The sequence below is a fragment of the Exobacillus caeni genome (assembly GCF_005747095.1).
Lineage (GTDB): Bacteria > Bacillota > Bacilli > Bacillales > Guptibacillaceae > Exobacillus > Exobacillus caeni.
Genome location: NZ_SWLG01000035.1, coordinates 1 through 21,196 on the forward strand (window position 1 = coordinate 1; position 21,196 = coordinate 21,196).

The 21,196-nt window shown below is 41.6% G+C and carries 20 protein-coding genes; 16 read left to right on the forward strand and 4 right to left on the reverse strand.

The features are described from left to right. Window positions 1-566 precede the first annotated feature (566 nt). Window positions 567-1,838 (reverse strand): helix-turn-helix domain-containing protein, encoded by a 1,272-nt coding sequence (locus FCL54_RS23045; protein WP_138129643.1) that lies wholly within the window; start codon window positions 1,836-1,838, stop codon window positions 567-569. Window positions 1,839-2,052: 214 nt separating this feature from the next. Between FCL54_RS23045 and FCL54_RS23050 the strand changes: the two genes are divergently transcribed. The 3 genes from FCL54_RS23050 (at window position 2,053) to FCL54_RS23060 (ending at window position 4,682) form a co-directional block, all read left to right on the forward strand. Continuing rightward, on the forward strand, window positions 2,053-3,114 hold the full coding sequence (locus tag FCL54_RS23050) for an ATP-binding protein (protein WP_138129644.1): 1,062 nt from the start codon (window positions 2,053-2,055) through the stop codon (window positions 3,112-3,114). 349 nt (window positions 3,115-3,463) lie between these two features. Continuing rightward, complete coding sequence (locus FCL54_RS23055) at window positions 3,464-4,339, forward strand: NAD-dependent epimerase/dehydratase family protein (protein ID WP_138129645.1); 876 nt, start codon at window positions 3,464-3,466, stop codon at window positions 4,337-4,339. A gap of 13 nt (window positions 4,340-4,352) precedes the next feature. Beyond that, on the forward strand, window positions 4,353-4,682 hold the full coding sequence (locus FCL54_RS23060; protein ID WP_138129646.1) for a tRNA-binding protein: 330 nt from the start codon (window positions 4,353-4,355) through the stop codon (window positions 4,680-4,682). A gap of 55 nt (window positions 4,683-4,737) precedes the next feature. Here the strand turns inward: FCL54_RS23060 and FCL54_RS23065 are convergent, their stop codons facing one another. Together FCL54_RS23065 and FCL54_RS23070 are read right to left on the reverse strand one after the other, a co-directional pair. Beyond that, window positions 4,738-6,675 (reverse strand): NADPH-dependent 2,4-dienoyl-CoA reductase, encoded by a 1,938-nt coding sequence (locus FCL54_RS23065; RefSeq protein WP_138129647.1) that lies wholly within the window; start codon window positions 6,673-6,675, stop codon window positions 4,738-4,740. 378 nt (window positions 6,676-7,053) lie between these two features. Beyond that, complete coding sequence (locus tag FCL54_RS23070; RefSeq protein ID WP_138129648.1) at window positions 7,054-7,908, reverse strand: DegV family protein; 855 nt, start codon at window positions 7,906-7,908, stop codon at window positions 7,054-7,056. A gap of 274 nt (window positions 7,909-8,182) precedes the next feature. On the opposite strand from FCL54_RS23070, the gene uvsE reads away from it, so the two are divergent. The 4 genes from uvsE (at window position 8,183) to FCL54_RS23090 (ending at window position 11,550) form a co-directional block, all read left to right on the forward strand. Further along, window positions 8,183-9,148: a UV DNA damage repair endonuclease UvsE gene (gene uvsE / locus FCL54_RS23075; RefSeq protein WP_138129649.1), complete on the forward strand. Its 966-nt coding sequence runs from the start codon at window positions 8,183-8,185 to the stop codon at window positions 9,146-9,148. 215 nt (window positions 9,149-9,363) lie between these two features. Continuing rightward, window positions 9,364-10,095, forward strand: coding sequence for an SDR family NAD(P)-dependent oxidoreductase (locus tag FCL54_RS23080; protein ID WP_138129650.1), 732 nt, complete (start codon window positions 9,364-9,366; stop codon window positions 10,093-10,095). Continuing rightward, window positions 10,092-11,135: an S-adenosylmethionine:tRNA ribosyltransferase-isomerase gene (locus FCL54_RS23085; protein ID WP_246055439.1), complete on the forward strand. Its 1,044-nt coding sequence runs from the start codon at window positions 10,092-10,094 to the stop codon at window positions 11,133-11,135. The genes FCL54_RS23080 and FCL54_RS23085 overlap by 4 nt, the downstream gene beginning before the upstream one ends. Window positions 11,136-11,163: 28 nt before the next feature. Continuing rightward, window positions 11,164-11,550 (forward strand): VOC family protein, encoded by a 387-nt coding sequence (locus tag FCL54_RS23090; protein ID WP_138129651.1) that lies wholly within the window; start codon window positions 11,164-11,166, stop codon window positions 11,548-11,550. A 26-nt stretch (window positions 11,551-11,576) separates the two neighbouring features. Here the strand turns inward: FCL54_RS23090 and FCL54_RS23095 are convergent, their stop codons facing one another. Further along, window positions 11,577-13,046, reverse strand: coding sequence for a PAS domain-containing sensor histidine kinase (locus tag FCL54_RS23095; RefSeq protein ID WP_171016988.1), 1,470 nt, complete (start codon window positions 13,044-13,046; stop codon window positions 11,577-11,579). 386 nt (window positions 13,047-13,432) lie between these two features. On the opposite strand from FCL54_RS23095, the gene FCL54_RS23100 reads away from it, so the two are divergent. From FCL54_RS23100 to FCL54_RS23140, 9 genes are all read left to right on the forward strand, one after another. Continuing rightward, the gene (locus tag FCL54_RS23100; protein ID WP_138129653.1) at window positions 13,433-14,119 is read left to right on the forward strand and encodes a type 1 glutamine amidotransferase domain-containing protein; all 687 of its coding nucleotides are present in this window, start codon (window positions 13,433-13,435) and stop codon (window positions 14,117-14,119) included. Window positions 14,120-14,632: 513 nt separating this feature from the next. Further along, window positions 14,633-15,568: a hypothetical protein gene (locus FCL54_RS23105; RefSeq protein WP_138129654.1), complete on the forward strand. Its 936-nt coding sequence runs from the start codon at window positions 14,633-14,635 to the stop codon at window positions 15,566-15,568. 198 nt (window positions 15,569-15,766) lie between these two features. After that, complete coding sequence (locus tag FCL54_RS23110) at window positions 15,767-16,246, forward strand: PH domain-containing protein (protein ID WP_138129655.1); 480 nt, start codon at window positions 15,767-15,769, stop codon at window positions 16,244-16,246. Then, complete coding sequence (locus FCL54_RS23115; RefSeq protein WP_171016989.1) at window positions 16,239-17,702, forward strand: PH domain-containing protein; 1,464 nt, start codon at window positions 16,239-16,241, stop codon at window positions 17,700-17,702. The genes FCL54_RS23110 and FCL54_RS23115 overlap by 8 nt, the downstream gene beginning before the upstream one ends. Further along, window positions 17,692-18,921 carry an MFS transporter gene (locus FCL54_RS23120; protein ID WP_138129657.1) on the forward strand — a complete coding sequence of 410 codons (1,230 nt, stop codon included), beginning with the start codon at window positions 17,692-17,694 and terminating at the stop codon, window positions 18,919-18,921. The genes FCL54_RS23115 and FCL54_RS23120 overlap by 11 nt, the downstream gene beginning before the upstream one ends. Before the next feature lie 70 nt (window positions 18,922-18,991). Next, on the forward strand, window positions 18,992-19,297 hold the full coding sequence (locus FCL54_RS23125; protein WP_138129658.1) for an antibiotic biosynthesis monooxygenase family protein: 306 nt from the start codon (window positions 18,992-18,994) through the stop codon (window positions 19,295-19,297). Then, the gene (locus FCL54_RS23130) at window positions 19,297-19,674 is read left to right on the forward strand and encodes a hypothetical protein (protein WP_246055440.1); all 378 of its coding nucleotides are present in this window, start codon (window positions 19,297-19,299) and stop codon (window positions 19,672-19,674) included. Before FCL54_RS23125 ends, FCL54_RS23130 begins: the two co-directional genes overlap by 1 nt. A 9-nt stretch (window positions 19,675-19,683) precedes the next feature. Continuing rightward, the gene (locus FCL54_RS23135) at window positions 19,684-20,352 is read left to right on the forward strand and encodes a cobalamin B12-binding domain-containing protein (protein WP_138129659.1); all 669 of its coding nucleotides are present in this window, start codon (window positions 19,684-19,686) and stop codon (window positions 20,350-20,352) included. Beyond that, entirely contained in the window at window positions 20,339-21,085 is a 747-nt protein-coding gene (locus FCL54_RS23140; protein WP_138129660.1) for an STAS domain-containing protein, read from the forward strand. Before FCL54_RS23135 ends, FCL54_RS23140 begins: the two co-directional genes overlap by 14 nt. Window positions 21,086-21,196: the final 111 nt, after the last annotated feature.

Below are 21,196 nucleotides of genomic sequence, written 5' to 3' on the forward strand. Positions count from 1 at the left end.
CTTGGCCATAGAAAAACCCCCTCCAAGTATCATTCTTTCCTTCATGGTATCATGAAGGTTTTTTTGAATGTCTACTTAAAGGGGATAATATCATTGCGATGGCTTTTTTTTTGGCTCTTTTCTAAAGGATTGTTGTTTTTGCACAAAAGCGATAAACTGCGACATAACGGATGGATGACCGCTGCGGAAATACACTACGCTTTCCGCGGGCTCGCGCTGAGCCTCCTCACTCGCACAAAACGCTCCTTGCGGGGTCTCAACGTCTTCGCTGTCCCGCAGGAGTCTACGTGTATTTCCTCCGCTGAGCTATGCTTTGATGTTCCAGATGTTTGAAAAACGTCAATTGATTGAAGAGGAGGGCAGTCGACTCCTCGAAAATGTATTCACATTTCCTTCGTGAGATATAACGCTGCCGAAGCCTTCCTTGTCCTGCGGGAAAAGCAACAGCTGAAGCGTTGCCCGTGGAAAGCGAACTGCCCGGAGTGGAAATCAATGCTGCAATTGCGTCGCAGTTCATCTCTAATGTGAAGCTTATTAATCAACAAAGTATGCGAAAAGAGCCTTTTTTACACTACTTTTTCTTTTGCATCGATGACAAGGCGGTAATATTCGCTTGCACTTTTATATTGAAATTTTTCAAAATAGTAATCAGCCAGAAACTGGGCCATTTCCGCTACTATTAACCAGTTTTTTGATTCGGTAAAGTAAGGAATGGCTTCATTTCGCAACAGCTCTTCATAGTCTTCATTTTTATTTTTATTTATTTGATGATCAAGGACTTTTAAATAGTAACAGTATTTTCTATCGTTATATTTTTCAACAAGCTCCATTCCCTTTTCGGCCCATTCTTTGGCCTCTTCGATAGCCTGGATCTTGTAATATTCTTTTGCGAGCAAGTAGATCGTCATAATATCATTCTGCTCATGATCCTTAGATGAGAGATCAAGTGCTTTTAAGTAATAATCGATTGCTTTGTTTGATTTGTTCATACAGGAATACAGATAGCCCAGATTATGCGAGATAAGGCCTTTTCTTCTTTTATCGAATATATTTTCGGAAAAAAAGTCAGTTACTTTAAGGGCTTTCTGAAAATGATCTTCAGCTAGTTGGTATTGGGAGATTCTTCTATAGATAATCCCTAGAAGAATATGGCTGTCAGCACTCCGCACAAAATTGTATTCCTCATCAAATATTTTGATCGCTCGTGAGGCATAGGGAATCGCTACGGTTTGGTTATGCAACCCTGCTTCCGTTAAGGCGGTTAAATAATAAAGTTCTGCCAGTTCAGTGCTTTTAATTCCAATGTTGCTTCCTATCTGTTCAGCTTTCTTATAGTGCCCTTTTGAACCGTTTAAGTTTTGTTTCTTGAATTCAAGGATTCCAAGGAAAGCATGATAATAGTAAGAAAGTTCATAACTAAAATGCTCTTTTGATTGTTGGAGTTTCTTTACGATCTTCTCGGCTTTATCTATTTCAAGTGTTAGTAAATAGTAACGAAGCAAAAATAAGTTGTATTTAGATAGTAATTCCGGAGGCCATTGTGAGAACTTAGCTGCTTCAACTTTTTCTTTCCACGCTAAAGCTTTCTCCTGGTTTCTTGCCTTTGTATAGTTATACCACTCATACAATAATGCTTCTGTTGCTTCGTGGTTTTTCTTCTCTTTTTTTTCAACGGAGATTCCAAGCCGTTCAAATAAGAGGTTAATAATGTTGTCGCTTGATTGAGCCGAACCGTTTTCTATTTTACTTAAATAAGATACGGAACAGATACCATGGGCCAATTGTTCCTGGGTTAGCCCTTTTAATTTTCGGTAATAACGCAGTTTTCCTTCGTTCATTTTATGTTCTCCTCTATCTATCAAGAAAGTCAGGAAAGTTGTTCAAGTTTTACCCCGAGTATCTCCCTATTTTAGTATAGTATATTTCCCAATACACGAAGAGTCCAATTTTTGATACCTTAGAAGTAAGGAAGAAAAATATTTCTACATAATTCTACAAACATATGAGCTTTTTCGACATAGATTCCGTAAAAATCTGAAAGCAGGGGATGTCATGGAACAGAACCAGCCAAATGTTAAAATGGATTTTCCGTCCTATAAAAATTACAAGGAAAGCAGCAAGCAACCATTCCATACGGCATTTTTCGAAAACCATCCAGATGTGGTTTGCCTTCTGTCCAAACAAAAGAAGGTGCAACTCTTTAACCAGGTGGCAGAAAGAGTAACCGGATATATTGCACGAGAGATCACCCACCAATCTTTTAATGAAATGGTGGATAAAGAAACGAGATTTTTATTTTCCCGGGGATTTGAAAAAGCTCTTAACGGCGAGACAACAGAGCAGCAGATGAAAATCAAAACAAAATCCGGGGATATGGTCCATTTACATGCTAAACTGTTTCCGGCAAAAGGGGAGACTGGAGTCGAAGGGGTATTCCTGGTTGCACGCGACAATAAAGCAGAACAAGAGAAGAATGAAACTGCCCTTATTGCGGCGGGAGCAGCACATGAAATTAAGAATCAACTTACAACCTTAAAGGGATTCACAAAGCTGATCCAAAATGGTTCTGAAAACAAGGATGAACACTGTAATATCATAATGTCTGAGCTTGAGAGAATGGAATATATCCTTGAAGTAATCGGAAGCAGTGCGAGGCCACTCACGTTCGAATTTAAAGAAGAACAGATAGAGGATGTTATTGAGGGTGTCCTTGATCTTCTGAGAAAAGAATGTGAAACATACCAGGTTCAGGTAACAACAGAAATCGAATCAAATCTTCCTTATGTTGAGATTGATGAGAAGCGGCTTAAACAGGTCTTTATAAATATTTTGAAAAATGCGATGGAAGCAATGGTAATGGGCGGGCATGTTCATATAAATGTTACAAAAAACGATAGCGAGATCCTAATAGCATTCAAGGATAATGGTTGTGGTATTCCAGATTCCCACCTTCATCAAATAGGGAAACCTTTTTATACTACAAAGGAAAAGGGAACTGGCCTTGGGCTATTAATCAGCAAAATGATTATTGAAGCACACAAAGGAAAAATGGCTATTACTAGCAAAGAAGGGGAAGGGACGACGATAACCATTTCACTTCCTGTCTCCAGATAAAGCAGCGACCACAGCTGCTTTTTTTCGCTGTATGGAAAATATAGCTTTTAATGCGTGGAGTAAAGAGAAAGACAAAGAATTATATTTGGATAGAACTGTATGTTTTTAAGGCTGCAAAAGGGGGAAGACTCACATGGTTGTGTTCATAGAATAGTTTTCGCTTATCCTGCATATTATTGCTGGGACTTTTAGCCTCATTGTCGGAGCTTTTGCAACAGGTGTTAAGAAAAAGAAAGGAAAACATACAATTAGTAGTGAAGTATATCATTGGCTTGTTTTTATCGTTACAATAAGTATGAAACAAGGGAAACGGACTAAAAAATCTGCAAAAGCAAAAGGAGTTTGATAGATGAAAATTCTTGTACTGGGAGGAACCCGCTTTTTTGGGCGGCGTTTAGTAAACCAGCTGCTCAGTGAGGGGCATGATGTGAGCATCGCGACAAGGGGAGTAACAGAGGATAACTTTGGAGATAAAGTAGGGCGCTTTATCATAGATCGAAACGATGCAGATTCATTAGAAAAAACAGTTGAAAATGATAGATGGGATATCGTGTATGATCAAATCTGCTATTCGCCAAATCAGGCGATCGATTCCTGTATGGTATTCGATGAAAGAACGGACAAGTATGTGTTTACTTCTTCAGAATCGGTTTATGACTTTAGCGAAGAACCGTTAACAGAGGAGGATTTTAATCCTTTTGCTTATTCGATTTTAAGAGGGGACCAGGATGATTTTTCTTACAAGGAAGGCAAGCGAATCGCGGAGGCGATTTTAATGAAAGCTTCCTTTCCTGTAGTCGCTGTCAGATTCCCTATTGTACTCGGAGCGGACGATTATACGAATAGATTATTTTACTATATTGAACAGGTTTATAAAGAAAAGCCGATCTTTTTGCCGAATATAAAAGCAAAGTTATCTTTTATTTCTTCCGAAGAAGCAGCTTCTTTTTTGAAGTGGGCAGGACAAAATGACATAAAGGGTCCAGTTAATGCATGTTCCTCTGAGGTTTCCTTAGAGCAGTTAATAAACTTGATTGAAAAAACGGTGAATAAAAAGGCTACCATTATTAACGAAACGACAGAGGATGTTTATTCTCCATACGCATTACCGGAATCGTGGGTAATGGCTACAAATAAAGCACAAAAAGCGGGATTTACATTCAGTAAAACAGAAGAATGGCTGCCGGAATTAGTGGAAAAACTGTTTGAGGGCATAAAGAAGTAAGGAGGAAATTTTCATGGCGACCTTTGATGATTTTATGAAGCTCGATATTCGCGTAGGAGAAGTCGTGGATGTAAAGGATTTTCCTGAAGCAAGAAAACCAGCATACCAGCTATGGGTAGACCTTGGAGACGAATTGGGGATTAAAAAATCAAGCGCCCAGATTACAGATTTATACGATAAAAGCAGTCTTATGGGCAAGCAGGTTATCGCAGTGGTGAATTTTCCTCCTATGCAAATTGCGTCTTTTAAATCAGAGATTCTTGTTATGGGCATTTATTCAGATGAAGGAGTAGTACTGTTGCAGCCAGATCAGAATGTTAAAAAAGGAGCAAAAATAGGATGAATAAAAAGCGGGAAGATTGCCTCCCGCTTTTTATATTGATTTTTTTTGCTATTTACTAAGAGGTAACCTGTTCTTCGTAGGCGAGTCTTGCCCCCTCATAGATAGCACGTTTTGCATCAAGCTCACCCGCGAGGCGGGCACCGCCGATTATATCAACTTTCGTAATTTCCGATAACGCTGGATTTACTGATTCCTGGCCTGCTGCAAGGATGATCGTATCGGCTTGAATGAGTTCGGTTTCCCCCGTTTTACTAGACACGATTTCGATTCCCTTTTCGGTAATTTGTTTATAGGTGAGATCGGTTACAAACTTTACGCCTTTTTGCCTCAAGTGGCTTAATAACGCCCACTTTGTCGTTTTTCCGAGTCCTTCCCCCATTTTTCCGTTCCTTCGCAAAAGGGTGATTTCTTCCACGCCTTTTTGCTCTAAAAGATAATGAGCGATGTCACATCCGATTCCCCCTGCACCTATTACAGCTATCCTTTTTCCCAACACTGCTTCGTTGGAAAGAACCTGCGCATAGGTTACGACGTTTTCTCCATCTATACCTTCGATGCCTGGTATTCGGGGCGTTACACCAGTAGCGACGATGATACGATCAGGGGAGTGATGGTTTAATTCTTCATCCGTTGCTGCTTTATTTAGATGGATGTGGACCCCAAGCCGGTTTAGTTCATGTGTGTAATATCGAATCGTTTCATAGAATTCTTCTTTACCCGGTACCTTTTTAGCGAGGTTAAGCTGTCCCCCCAGTTTATCCGTTTTCTCAAACAGGTGAACAGTATGGCCCTGTTCCGCCTGGGAGCGGGCAGCCTCCATTCCGGCAGCACCGCCTCCGATAACAATGACTGTTTGCCTGGCAGTGGCCTTTGTATGCTTCCATTTAGATTCCCTTCCTGCTCTTGGGTTGACGAGGCAGGAAACAGGCTTTCCTTCGAACGCATGGTCCAGGCAGGCCTGATTGCAGGCGATACATGTATTAATAAAATTGAATCGTTTTTCTTGTGCTTTTTGTAAAATAGCGGGATCAGCGAGAAACGGCCGGGCCATTGAAATAAGATCTGCTTTATTGGTTTGTAAAATTTCTTCTGCAAGGATTGGGTCATTGATCCGGTTGCTTCCTATTACCGGAATGGACACCGTTTGTTTTATTTTTGAAGCAATATCGATAAAGCCTGCTCTTGGAACCATCATCGAAATTGTCGGTACCCTCGATTCATGCCAGCCTATACCAACATTGATAGCATCTGCCCCCGCCTTTTCTGTCATTTTAGCAAACAAACAGGTTTCTTCTTCCGTGGTACTTCCTGGCATTAGATCATTTCCGGAAAGGCGGAATAGAACAGGGTATTCAGAGCCTACTTTCTGTCGAACAGCTTCCAAAACGGCCAATGGAAAGCGGGATCGTTTTTCAAAGCTTCCACCCCACTGGTCTGAGCGTATATTGGTCACAGGTGATAGAAATTGGTTAAGCAGATATCCTTCAGAACCCATAATCTCCACCGCATCAAATCCTAGTTGTTTTGCTTTAAGAGCAGATTCGGCGAAAGATTTAATAAGGTTTTCGATCTCTGTCCCGGTCAGTTCCCTTGGCGGAGCCGGGTGGATCAATGATTTAAGCGGAGAAGGAGCCACTGCTTCCTTTCCGGTTAGTGCAGAGTATGCATATCTGCCAGCGTGGAAAAGCTGGGCAGCGATTTTGCCGTTTGCTTCGTGTACCTTATCTGTAAGCTTTTGCATCGTTTTGCAATGGTCTTTGTTATAAAAGCCCATGAAGTGGGAACCGCCTTCCCCTTCAGGAGAAACAGCGATTCCGCCAGTTATAATGAGGCCAGGGCCGTTTTTTCCCGATCTTTCCGTATAAAATGAGATCAGTGCTTCTTCGCTTTCTTCCATTCCTTCTAATCCAAGGTGCATCGAACCCATTATCACCCGGTTATGTAGCGTGACGTCAGCAAGTTGAAGCGGTTCAAACAGCTTAGTAATCTCCATTTTTCTCCTCCGTTTTCTTAGACTTCTACTCCACTTATTCGCTGAATGGTCATTCATTTCCTTTAATGAAAAATATAAATAGAAAAAAGAGGCTGTGACAAACGTATTTGGCCGAAAGAAAATCCGAACTATGATTCAAAATTCTTCAACAGAATTCGAATCAGTTCGGATTTTTCTTTTGGAGCTTTTTGTAAGTTTTGTTGTTCATGCTACCTTAGGAGTCTTCGTGTATTCTTCTCCGCTAGAGCAAGAGTGATGCTGTTAGGTTAATGGGGAAATACTTCCAGCAAAGGCAACCAGCTAAATTCTATATTTGTTTATCTTGAATCACTGTTACTAGAATTAAGCTTCATCCATACTCCTGCGGTTATTTCATGGCTAGTTCTTTTGAAACGCCACAAGAAGGGCGCCTTCTCCAGCATAGGTCCCGATTAAAGGACCCATGGAAGAGAGAATAACTCGTTTCACTTTATAACGCTCTTGAATTTGTTCCATTAAAGCTCTGGCTTTATCTTCACAATTACTGTGGGCGATCGCCAGAACTTTCGTTTCAAGGTTATGGCCATATTTTCCGATCCGATCGATGAATTCACGAATGGCACGCTTGTTTCCCCTTACTTTATCGATCATTTCGATCGTTCCTTCTTCGCTTGCTCTCAATAAAAGCTTGATGTTGAGCGCGGAGGCAATTTTTCCTTTCACTTTATCAAGACGGCCGCCTTTTATAACATTTTCTAACGTATCCAGCACAAACATCGTCATAAGATCATCCACATCATCCTGGATAGAAGATACGATTTCCTGAAATGAGTTTCCTGCTTCAACCATTTCGGCAGCTTTTAGAACGAGTAGTCCAAGACCGGCGGAAGCAGATTTTGTATTAATTATTTCGATCGAGCGGTCCGGGTGATCCTCCAGAAACATCGTCTTGGCCAGGACTGCATTTTCAAATGTACTGCTGATGCCTTTTGAAAGAGAAAGCACTACAAGTTCGTCCTGTTCATCCGTCTCGTTAAACTTTTCTATAAAATCCTGTGGTGCGGGTGCAGAAGATTTTGGAAGTTCTTTTGCCGTTTTCATCTTTTCATAAAATGTCGGTGTATCAATATCGACTCCAGCTTTATAGTTTTTATCCTGAAAGTGAATGTTTAACGGAACTACAGAAATATTGTGCTGCTGAAGCAATTCTTCAGGCAGGTCAACACTACTGTCAGTAATGATTTTAATAGACATTTCTTTACCCCTTTGTACTTATATTTTGCGCTCTGTCAGCGTTTTATCTTCAAAATTGGTTTTTTGTTAGCTCGGTGATATGGAAAGCAAAGCGGACTATTGTAACCGCTTTCTACAGAAGATCCAGAATCTTGTCAGTTAAATGGTGATACTGTTGTTTTCATTTTACCTTTCTTTGCAGTAAAGCACTACATATTTAATAAAATCTCGATGAAGAACCAGCTTTTGGGCAATCTATAGGAAACGATGTAAAAGAAGAAAGAAGGGGACCGACTTGACGATCGTACGACTCGGGTATGTTGCGATGAGCATGCAATTGCAGAACAGCTCTCCATCCCAGACAATGACATACGCTCAATTCAGTAAAATCCCTGACAAAGAAGCTGCTGTTCGAAAGCTTGAGAGGATTGCCCGATCAAATCTTGCCAATTGCCTGCGGCTCCTTAAACATAACCATGCTAACGATATTTCATTTTTTCGATTGAGTTCAAGGTTGATTCCGCTTGCTAACCATGAAGAGTTGGAAGGATGGAATTATCTTGCACCTCTTACAGAAATATTGAATGAAATCGGTGACTATATCGCGAAACATAAAATGAGAATCGATTTTCACCCGGATCACTTTGTTTTATTGAATTCTCCCAAAAAAGATATTTTAAAAACTTCGGTCGTCACACTCGGCATGCATGTTAAATTGCTGAAGGAGATGGGTATCGATCCGGATCAACGATGTGTTATCCATATAGGCGGTGCTTATCAAGACAGGGAAAAGGCATTGGAGCGTTTTATTTATAACTGGATGTTCGTGCCCTATGAAATCCAGAAATCGATTATGCTTGAAAATGATGATACGACCTTTCATCTTTCCGATACGTTATTTTTATGTGAAAAGCTAGGGATTCCTCTTGTCTTTGATTATCATCACCACCTTGCTCATCATAAAAATCAGAACTGGGAAGAGGATTGGGAAAGAGTTGTAAAAACCTGGTCCCAGTCTTCGCTGCCGATAAAGATGCATATCTCCAGTCCGAAAAGCGAGAAAGAGTTTCGCAGCCATGCCGATTACATTGATCCCGGCATGTTCTTTGATTTTCTTCATGCGATCAAGGGAAGTGTGAGGCAAGTCGACTGTATGATCGAAGCCAAACGAAAGGATGAAGCACTGTTTCACCTAATGGAAAACATTAAAAAGAGAAATGATATTGAGCTGCTGAACGAATCAAGTTTTCGGCTGATCTAACAGCATACATCAAAAGTCGTAGAAGTCTTACTGTAGAGGTAAGACTTTTTTTGTATATCAAAATCCACCCAATCGCCGAAGAAAGGAGAGCGGTTTGTTAGTAGGATAAGGGTAAGAAATGAAGTTGATCACATTTGCTTCGCTGTATCTATAAGGGAGAAACATATTCAAACAGCAGGCCAAAAGTTAAAACGAATAAAAGGGAGAGGCTAATAATGAATGATAAAAAGGTTGTCATGATTACAGGAGCGTCAAAAGGGCTTGGAAAAGCGATAGCAAAGGCTTTTGCGAAACAGGGAGCTAACCTTGCGATTTGTGCCAGAGGAAAAGAACAGCTCCATCAAACGGCAGACGAGCTTGAAGCATTAGGGGCGAATGTACTTGCGGTTGCAGCAGACGCTTCCTTGCCGAGAGATGTAGAACGATTTGTGGCTATGGTCGAAGCTGCTTTTGGAAGGATTGATGTACTGGTTAATAACGCTTCCATGTTGGGGCCGAGTCCTATGCCTTACCTGCTTGATTACCCGGAAGAAGACTTCCTTGAAGTACTGCGGGTAAATGCTGCAGGTCCATTTTTAGCAACTAGAAGGGTGCTTCCCGGTATGCTGCAGCGAAATAGCGGCTCTGTTATTAACGTAACCTCAGAAGCGGGGCATATCGGCTATGAAGGCTGGGGAGCATATGGTGTTTCTAAATTTGCCCTTGAAGGACTCACGGAAATCTGGGCAGAGGAAGTAGAGGGAACCGGCGTCCGGATCAACATGGTAGATCCTGGAGAGATGGATACCGAAATGCATGATCTGGCAGTGCCTGATTGCGATTATGAGCTGGCCGATCCCGAGGATTTAACAGATGTGTTTTTATACCTTGCTTCTGAAGATGCGAAAGGCACGAACGGGAAGCGATTAAAAGCACAGGAATTTATTCTGGAAGGAAGGGAAGGATGATGCTTGCACCTACCATCAAGTTTGAAGTCCCGGACATTCTAAATGCTGCTGTTCCTCCTGAAAGAAGAGGGGTTCGCAGAGACCATGTAAGAATGCTGATCCTTGGCAGAAAAAGCGGCGTTACACAGCATGACCGCTTCAACCGTTTGGAAGATTATCTAAAAAAAGGAGACCTTCTCGTCCTCAATGCAAGCAGAACAGTTCCTGCCGTACTGTACGCAAGCTTGAACAGGGAAGGAAACAGAAATTCTGATGAGACAGAAGTAAGGCTGGCGCGGAAGTTGGACGACTCGACCTGGGAATGCTTGATTGTTGCAGAAGATTTAACTGAGGGGGACTTGCTGGCCTTTTCCACTACCCTTTTTGGAACAGTCTCAAAAGTAAACGCTAACAGTCCTTTTGCAACAGTTTCCTTTTCTCTTTCCGGACCTCTGTTGTTTGACCAGATATATGAACTGGGGGAGCCGGTGAGATATGAGTATATTAAAAATGACTGGCCTCTCGATTATTACCAGACCGTCTACGGGAACATCCCTGGTTCAGTGGAGATGGCCTCAGCTGGAAGAGCTTTCACATGGGAAATTTTGTTTAAGCTGCAAAAGAAAGGAGTCAAAATCGCATTCATCCACCTTCATACAGGGCTGACTTATTTGCTGGATGATAAGTGGCATCAAAGCCCTGAGCAAAATGAGGAAGCGTATCACATCTCTGAAGAAGCTGCACGAATGATTAATGAAACCAAAACGGCAGGAGGAAGGGTGATCGCGGTTGGTACTACCGTAGTGCGGGCGTTGGAAACCGCTGTGGACCCATCAGGTCAACTTGAAAAAAGCAGCGGATGGACTAACCTCTACATCCATCCAGAGTATGATCTAAAGATAGCTGATGGATTGATTACAGGCTTTCATGAACCGGAGGCCAGCCACCTTGATATGCTCTCCGCCTTTATCGACCCCGGCTATCTTCATAACGCATATCAGGAGGCGATTGAAAGAAAGTATCTATGGCATGAATTCGGGGACATAAACTTAATTCTCTGATTCCTGTTAAATAAGGGGAGTGGCAAGTATGAAATTCCATCACGCTGGCATAGAAACAACGAACATCTCAGAATCTGTTCGTTTTTATAAAGCACTTGGTTTCAAGGTGGAAAGAGAGCTTTCTTTACAGGGAGAAGAATTAGTTTTTCTCATACTGGAATGCGGAACGAGACTGGAAATTGTAGAAACAGAAGAACGCCACCGATCAAACGGAGCAAACATGCACATTGCTTTTGAGGTGGAGAACATTGAAAACTATCTATCCAAGAAAGTAATAAAGCAAGGTGGTGTGATAGAAGGACCTACCTTGCTAGAAAACGGCTGGAAGAATGCATTTCTTTATGGACCGAACAGGGAAATTATTGAACTGATTGAACCTATGCCTGAGCAATGGGTTCCGCCTGACAATGTTTAAAGGCAATCTTTTGATGATTGCCTCTTTTACATCTGTTTTGTTTTTAGATTTTTAGGCAGCAAAATCTCTACGATAGTTCCCTCGTTAAGTTTGCTTTTTATATTTAGCGACCCTCTGTGATTCTTAATGATTTTGTTACAGATCATAAGCCCGAGGCCTGTTCCTTTTTCTTTAGTGCTGTAAAAAGGTTCTCCGAGCTTTTCCAGACGCCCCGGCGGAATGCCTGTCCCCTGGTCGATGATCTGGATTGAAATTTTCCCTTTCTGTGCGGTCATCGCCTTTATAACGATTTTCCCCCCATCAGGCATCGCTTCGATCGCATTCTTAACGATGTTGATAAACACCTGTTTTAGTTTGTCGCGTTCTCCATCGATATGGAGGCTTTTCGGTTTAAATATGACGGTTTCAATTTCCACTTTATGAAGGATGGCCTGTGTGTTTAATAGAGTGGCGACGCTTTTTAGAAGTTCACTGAGATCAACGTGTTCTAGATTTACTATTTGGGGCTTGGCCAGAACTAATAGATCACTGACGATCGTTTCGACCCTATCCAGTTCATTTAAAATAACATCTACATAATCATTTTCGTTATCTCCGTTTAGCAGCTGGGTAAATCCTTTGATCGCTGTCAGGGGGTTGCGGATCTCATGAGCGATGCCGGCGGCTAATTGGCCTACTACAGAAAGCTTTTCTGCTTTTTGGAGCATTTCTTCTGTCTTTTTCCGATCGGTAATATCCCTGATAATCATTTGCTGGGTTCTTCGGCCTTTGTAGAGGGTAGGAATCAATTTCATTTCGACTTGTTTCGATTCGAGATCGGGTCGAACCACCTGCAGTTCAAATATTTCGGATGTAGGAAATCGGCCTTCGCGGTTCCTGGCGATAAACTTGTTAAAGGTCCGATGGTCGTCCGGGTGAATAAAGTTGGTAATCGATTTTCCGATCACTTCTCCTTTTCCGGTAATCCCTAATAGCTTTTTTCCCGTCTCATTGATATAAATGCAGAAACCTTCATTGGTGAGTACACCTATTGTGTCATGGGAGTGTTCTACTAATAAACGATACTTTTCTTCGCTTTCTTTAATCTCTTCTTCTGCAAGCTTCCGGTCTGTGATATCCCTTGAAATACATAGATATTTTGCTTCTTCTGTTTGATTCGTATGGATACTGTGCGCGGTTGACTCCAGCCAGATATAGTCTCCTTCACGCCTGCGGGTACGGTATGTTATCGTGGCAAAGTCCTTTCTTTGCATCCGGGTTAAAAAGATACGTAATTTTTCCAGGTCCTCTGGATGGCAGAAGTCATAAAAAGAAAGGTCTATTAGTTCTTGTGGGTCGTAACCCAGCAGTTTAAAACTCGCAGGTGATGCATAAACAAATTTTCCTTCCTGGGAAAGAAGTGAGATTAAGTCACTGGAGTATTCCATAACGGAACGGTAAATGTCTAACTCTTCATAAACATGATCCAGCTTTTTAACAAAGGATGAGTCCTTCATGACCATTTTCCTCCTAAATTTATCTCAGTTCGTTCTAAAAAGACGGCAAGTTCTAGATATTTGAAAATTTAGATTCTTTCAATCGTATTTACAATACATGCCATTTTTTAAATTCGCAATATGTTTCTAGAAAGGTAACGAAAAATAGATGGAAGGTCATGCTTTTGTAATTTAATATGCCTTCTGATAAAACACAATGATACTTTTGGTATAGGTGAAAGTGCGCAAAGAAAACTTGCCGTTGGCGGGAAAGATTATTGTTAACCCTCTTCAATGTGTATGTTTCGGTTTGATTGCAGGTTATGGCGGTAATAGTATTTTAGGAGGCTTTCATGTAGATGTCATGAAATCTTCTAGAAAATGAACAAGGCAAGGAGGTTAACGCAATGGCAAAGGTATTAACAGTTATATCTAATGGTTATAAAACGGACGGCTATGAAACTGGATGGTGGGGGGAGGAATTATTCGTTCCCAAGGAAATCCTCGAAAATGCCGGACATGAAGTTGTTCTTGCTTCTCCAGAAGGAGGGAAAGCAGAAATCGATAAGCTTAGCCTATCGGATGAAGCAGATCCTAACGGAGAGTTTAAGGCGCTTTATTTGAAAGGCATTGCAAATGACACTAAAAAGCTAAAAGAAGTTTTTCCAAAAGAGTATGATGCGATTTTGATTGTTGGCGGCCATGGGGCTATGTTCGACTTAACGAAAAACGAAGAGTTAGAGAAAACGATCAATACAATTTATGAAACAGGAGGCATCGTGGCAGCAGAATGCCATGGTCCAGCCGCCTTGATCTGGACGAAAGACCAGAACGGAAAAAGCATTATAGCAGGCAAGCAGGTGACAGGCTATCCAGAAAAAATGGAACCAGAAGAAATCAAAGAGTACTTGCCTTTCAGCCTTGAAGAAGAGTTGAGCAAAATTGCAGATTATGATTCCGATTTAGATAAAGAAGCACTCGGTTATTGGGCAGATAATCAAATTATTACAAGCAGGGGCCCAGAGTCATCCAGACTGATGGGCGAGGAACTGGTTAGAGCGCTCTCTGAACTTCCGTTAGATCGGCCAAGATAAATTGTATAACAGTTAAATAAGAGTATTTATTCAAAACGGAGCGTCTTCAAAAAACGAATGATGCTCCGTTTTTCCTATTTCTATTTTCAGGGGTTTGGGGCGAAAGACCTTTGATCGGTTTTCCTAACTTGGGAAAGTTGATAAAAAAACCTCCCTTTTATAGGCGGAAAGTGAGGTTTATTTCCCAATACCTAATCCTTATATTCTCTGCTAAACTATTAGTAACAAACCAAACAGAAAAATGAATATTTATAAATTTTTTGCGTGAGCTTCAACGCTTTTGAAAAGATTACTACTGAAATCGATGTAGTGTTCATCTTGTGAGATTAGTACTGTTTTTTAGATAAGAGCAGAAATATACCTCTTATAAAAAGTGGTTTTGTTTTACAGGAGCTTACTTAAAAAGAAGCACTCCTGATTGATAGAGGAAAAGTGAAATGGCACCCCTTACATTGTAGGTCAGTCATCAGGAAGATTCTTAGTAAAAGAGGAAGCATAACGGAGGGGAACAAAATGATTCGGTTAGAAAAGAAAAGAAGATCTCTTCTTCCACAGCATATTGAGAAGATTGATAGAAAGAAAAAAGCGAATACACTTTGTTTTAATCTCTGGAATTCCGAGCCCAACACGTCTGTTGCAAACGAAGGTTTTTCGGAAGTCTTGATGGATTCTAACAATAATTACTGGTTTACGAAAAAAGCGGATAAACATCAAGTGACAATCTACGTATTTGACCAGATGAGCGGAATCTTAAAGAACTTCACTGTTAATGGAAAACCAAGCTTTTATGAATTCGAGGACGCTATCTATGTTGCCTGTGAAGGGGAAGGATGGCAGGGCTGGGTCTATCAATTCTCTAAGGTGAATCCTGAAATAATGGAAAGCTGGGAAGTAGACGGCATTTTTTGCGACCTTGAAAAAGGGGAAAATGCATTATACATTTCCTACTATCAGGTGGAAACCGATCAAGCCGTTTTAACAATCTATGAAAAGAATGAAAGCACGGATATTAAGCTAGGCAAGGGGTTTTCACCTGTAAACCTGCTTTCTACCGAGCAGGGGATTTGTGTAGCGGCTATTTCCATCCATTCTTCTGTTACGGATAAAATCTTGTGTATTAAAGAGGATTTCGAAATCGCATGCCTGGCAGAGCTGGATTTTTCTCCACGAAGATTGTACATACGGAGAGATGAATTAGTTGTCCACGGACTGAACGGCAAGACAGGGAAAAGTGACCAACTCGTGTATATTTCAATGGAAAGTGGAAAGATTAATAAATATCGGGTTCCAAGCGGACAAATTTTTGAAAGCTCGGACACTCACTTCTCACTGTATAATCCAGAAATTCAGACCATTGCTGTATGGGACCATGACAGTAAATCTATTATTAGTATCCGTGAGGTTTCTTCTCAGCAACGACCGAACAGGTTTGATTTCGATTTTTCATAGTTTTGTCCCCCCCTTTACTTCCCATTTAAGAATCTTCTTAGATGGGTTTTTTTTGTTTTCAAGGCTATCCCTTTCATTGTTAACATCAGATTAATAAGATACTATTAAGGCAATATAGGTGATGCGTGTCTTTATAGAAACATTGGTCAAAGTAAAATTATCGTATAACAAAGATGATTAGAAAGAGGGGGGTTAAACGTGCGCCCAATTCCATCCCAGCGCATCAACCAAAAGGCATTAACAGTATGGAGGATAACTGGAGCGATCCATTCATTTTTGGCCCTGTTGTTATTGGCTGGTTATTTTGCCGTTTCATATTATGTGGATCTGCCTGATTGGATCAGTGTCATGGTTGTGCTTCTTTTTATTATTGAACTATTGTTAGAAGTCTTTCTGTTGCCGAAGCTTCGCTGGAAGAGATGGCGCTATCATGTATCGGAGCATGAGATTGAACTCATGCATGGCGTGTTTATCATCCGAAGGACGTTGATTCCGATGGTGCGTGTTCAGCACGTGGATACAAAGCAGGGCCCCTTGTTGCGATCCTATAAATTATCTACCGTTACCGTCTCCACAGCAGCAACGGTTCATGAGATTCCCGCTCTATCAAATGAAGTGGCTGATGGGCTTCGTGACCATATTTCACAGCTTGCAAGGGTGGCGACAGATGATGTCTAATCCGAAAAGGCTTCATCCAGTAGCGCTCGTGTTGGGCTTGCTGCGTCAGCTTAGAGAGTTAGCGATCCCCTTTATCGTCTTTCTTTTCATAGGAAGGGAAAACAATGAGTTTACCGGTTGGTATGCGCTGGCCATTGTTGGGCTGCTTGTACTGTCTCTTATTATCGGGGCCTTAAAGTGGTTCTTTTTTACATATCGTGTGGAAGAAGGAGAGCTTCGAATCGAACAGGGGGTCTTTGTTAAAAAGAGGCGTTATATCCCCATGGAAAGAATTCAATCGATCGACTTTTCACAGGGTGTTGTTCAACGGTTGTTTGGACTGGTTAAAATTCAGATTGAAACAGCAGGCGGCGGAGATGAACCGGAAGCGGTCCTGTCTGCTGTGACAAAAGACGATGGAGAAACCCTAAGGCATCAGCTTACAGAAAAAAAGAGTGCGGATAAAGAACTGGATGATCAAGAAGAACCAGGCAAGCAGGCTATTATGAAAAAGCTATCCAGAAAAGACCTGCTTATCGCAGCATCCACTTCAAGCGGGATAGGTGTCGCTTTGTCTTTTGTAGCGGCATTTGGTTCCCAGATCGATAACTTTATCCCGGATGCCTTCTTTATCACCTTAACGGAACAGCTCATCCAATCGAGTATAGCGCTCATCGTTTCCGTTGTATTGATCGTTTTGTTCGTGTCCTGGGTGTTGTCTATTACAGGTGTTCTTTTGCAATATGGAAGGTTTACACTGGTTCGCTCCGGAAGTGATCTGATCATTGAAAGAGGGCTGCTTGAGCGCAGGCAGCTCACCATTCCTGTAAATCGAATCCAGGCCGTCCGTATGGTTGAAGGCCTTTTCAGGCAGCCTTTTGGTTATGCTGCGTTACATGTTGAAAGCGGAGGAGGCGGAGGAAAGGAAGAAAAGTTTTCTACCGTACTTTTTCCGATTATGCGAAAAAAGAACGTGGCATCTTTTTTAGCAGAAGTAGTCCCGGAATTTCACTCGACGTTGGAAGTGAATGCTTTACCGTCCAGATCCGTGTGGAGGTATATCATCAGGGTATTGCTTCCGGTTGCAATCATCGTCGTTCCTGTCATGATTTTCGTCCCTTATGGAAAACTTTCCCTTGTCTTGCTTGGGGGCGCGGTTCTGGTCGGGTACCTGCGATATAAAGATGCAGGCTGGAATATTAACGGTTCTTTTTTAACATTGCAATTCCGTAAGTTTGGCAGAGTAACTGTTTTGACACCGAGGAGGAGAATCCAGTCTTCTATTATCAAAATGTCCTATTTTCAAAAGAGAAAAAGGCTTGCTTCTTATCAGATTTCAATTCTCTCAAGCCTTTCAGGACGGCATTTCATGGTTCAGGATATGGATGAAGATGTATGTGCGGCCATTTTTGGCTGGTATTCTAAACCCGATTCTTTTCCAAGAAACAAGGATGAACATATAAAAAATGATAGGTGAAAATAGGAAAATTGGCTTTAACACTTCTTTTAGGAGCTTATGGTTCGGCCAGTCGATGGCTAACCTTGGTGACGTTCTTTATATCGTTGCAATCGTTGCGATTATATATAACAGCACTAATTCCCCTGCGAGTGCTGCGCTGGTCCCGTTTACTTCCTCTGTCGCGCAGCTTGCCAGCGGGCTTGTCGCACCGATGGTCCTGGATCGCTTCGGTTTAAGAAAAATATTACTTCTTTGCCAGGGCCTAAAAACCTTCGTTTTATTAACGCTTTACTTCATGTTAAGCACGGGACTGTCCCTTCCGGTGATTTTAAGCTTCATCTTTCTTATTTCCTTTATAGACGGATGGACAACACCAGCCAGACAGGCTCTTATCCCGGCCCTGGTTATGAAACAAGAGCTTTCAAAAGCAAATGCATTACTATCTTCCACTGACCAGGCTGTATTTTTACTGGGATGGTCTGCGGGAGGTGTTTCAGTTGCCAGTCTGGGCAGTTATGTTACTCTAGGTATAACCATCCTATTATTCTCTCTTTCAACGGTTTCGATTCTTAAGGTGAAAATAAGAGATAAGGAAAACCTTGAAATGGAAACCAGTACTAGCCTGGCTGAGAGAATGAAAGAAGGATGGAGTGAGATCTGGCATAAGAGAGCCCTTCGAACAACAACCTGCATGGATATCGTTGAAACACTTGCTAACGGTGTTTGGACTGGAGCATTGATGCTGGTTTTTGCCCGGGAGTTTCTGGGACGTGATGAAAGTTTTTGGGGCTTTATGAATACGAGTTATTATATTGGAACAATAAGCGGGGGCTTACTCGCGGTCTGGGCATCTAAATGGTTGAACGCAAATCTTGGAAAAGCGATTGTAATTGGGGGCTTAAGCATGTCTTTTTTTACTTTCCTTTTTTCTCAAATTCCAGTTCCGTGGGTGGCGTTGCTCTTATGTATCACCATGGGGCCAGCTTATAGCATACGCGATATCGCACAGATTACGATTTTCCAAACCGTTACAGATGAACGAAGGATGGCAAAGGCTTATGCAGCAAGGAACACGATTGTTTATTCGCTCTTTGGCCTGTCGGTACTTGCAATGGGAGCAGTAGCTGAAAGTTACGGAGTATCGGCAGCGTATCTGCTAGCCGCCATCCTTTATTTTTTATCTGCCGCGATCGGTTTGTTTGCCCGTTCTCTTTTCCAGGTGAAAAATCCTGCGTAATAAAGAGGGAAATGATTGAAAAATAAGGAAAAAAAATACAGGAAAGCCTGGCAAAAAGGTGGGTGTAAAGATGTACATCGTAAATTCGATCGTTAATGTACCGGTGGAAAAAGCAGAAGAGGTAATTGGGATTTACCAAAAGCGTTCAAAGCTAGTCGATGATTACAAGGGTTTTATCTCCTTCCAGCTCTTGCAAAATGAGCAAAAGCCCGAAGAACTGACCGTTCACATGCAGTGGGAATCAAAACAAGATTACTTGAACTGGGTAACGAGTGATGCGTACAAACGTGTTCACGATCTTGAGAAAAATTATCCGGATCAGGAACTTGCTTCGGTAAAGCCTAAAGTTCAGCGCTTTAAGGTGGTGGCAGAATAGTGAAACAATCCAATGTAGAAAGAATGATCGACGAAATTACTGAGGGAATCTACCAGGATTACCCGGAACTCTTAGAACGATATGGCGAGAGAGGCAGAGAAAAATGCCGGGAAGATAATCAGCATCACTTTCACCAGCTGCATACTGCATACAAAATGAAAAATGACCAATTTTTTATCGACTATGCCAACTGGTTAAACGGTGTTTTAACGTCTAGAGGAATGAAGAGCGAACATCTCATAGATAATTTTAATAGAATCAAAAAGAGCGTTTGGAAAGAAGAGCAGTCTGATGAGCAAGAAGCTTATATCCATATGCTGCAAAAGGCAAATGAATCTTTATCGAAAGAAAAAGCCACAATCAGCCAGCAAAAATGAGGTGATGGAGTGCACCATGATGTACAGGAACTAACAAAACAATTATTGGCCGGTGATCAGGATGCCGCCTGGGATATTATCGACAACCAAATAGAGCAGGGCCAAGATAGTCTCCAAATATACCATTCGTTGATTACCGAAGCGATGAGGCGTATAGGAGAGTTATGGGAAAAAGATGAAATTACGGTTGCAGATGAACATTTAGCTACGACCACATGTGATTTTATATTAACCCGTTACCACTTTGTGAAAAAGAAAGAATTTAAGCAAACAGACTATCCCCGGCGAAAAGCTTTGTTTTTATGTTTAGAGCAAGAACAGCATTATATCGGGTTGAAAATGGTTGCTTTGCTGTTTGAAGAGTACGGCTGGGAAACAAGGCTGCTTGGTGCTAACCTACCTCTTGAATATGCGGAAAAAATAGCCGAAGATTGGGAGCCAGAGGTAATCGGCTTATCTCTTACGATCGTTTATCACGCAGAGCGGTTAGAGCAGTATGTAAAAGCGCTGGAAAGCCTAAAACATCAGCCCACTATCATGGTCGGCGGCAGGTTAACCAGTGCCTATGATTTCTCTTTATATTGTTCGACGGAAACTAGAATCTTAAAATGCCTGGAAGATATAGAAGCGTTTCTGCAGGAAACCGGCTATGGAGTGCGGGAAAATGCCAGAAATTGATAACCTGCCTTATCCATATTTTAAAATAGATGAGCAGTTTAAGATTCTATCACTGTCAAAGCAATCAAAAGAGTTATTCGGACCTGCTTCCAATTGGATGGAGCTAGTAGATGGGGACAGCAGAAACAAAGCCGAACAGAAGTTGAAACAAAGGCCGAGGGTTGAAACAGAACTTGTGCTGCGAACGAATCATTCGCCTATTTCATTATTTAATGTCTCTGTTCGATGGATGGATGGACAGGGGCATATGCTCTGTATAGAACAGGATTCCAGGATCGAGGATTTGATGCTGCTTGTTGAAAAGCATAGAAACAGGATAGCCGAAACAGATTTTGAGCTGTTTGAGAAGAAAGAGCAGATCGAACAAGCGCTTACAAAGATAAAAGAGCTGTCTTCCCCCTTGATATCCCTTACCCCTGATACAGGGCTGCTTTCGTTATTTGGAACAGTAGATAAAGAATTGATAGAAGTGAACCAGAATAGGCTGATTACTAGATGTTACGATGTTTCGTATGATCGGATTCTGATTGATTTTAATGGTGTAGGCGAATTTGCAGAAGATGGCGTTGATGCATTCCAAAGCTTGATCAAAGAATTCGGGATCATGGGGGCACAGTGCTTTATTACGGGTTTAAAACCGCAGCATGCTTTTCATTTAAACAATGAAGGCCAGGAATTGGACGTCACTTATTCAGGCAGCTTGAGTGAAGCCATCAAGCAATTGATTAAATAAAGGAAAAACCGGGGAGACTGATATTATCCCCTTTAAGTAGACATTCAAAAAAACCTTCATGATACCATGAAGGAAAGAATGATACTTGGAGGGGGTTTTTCTATGGCCAAG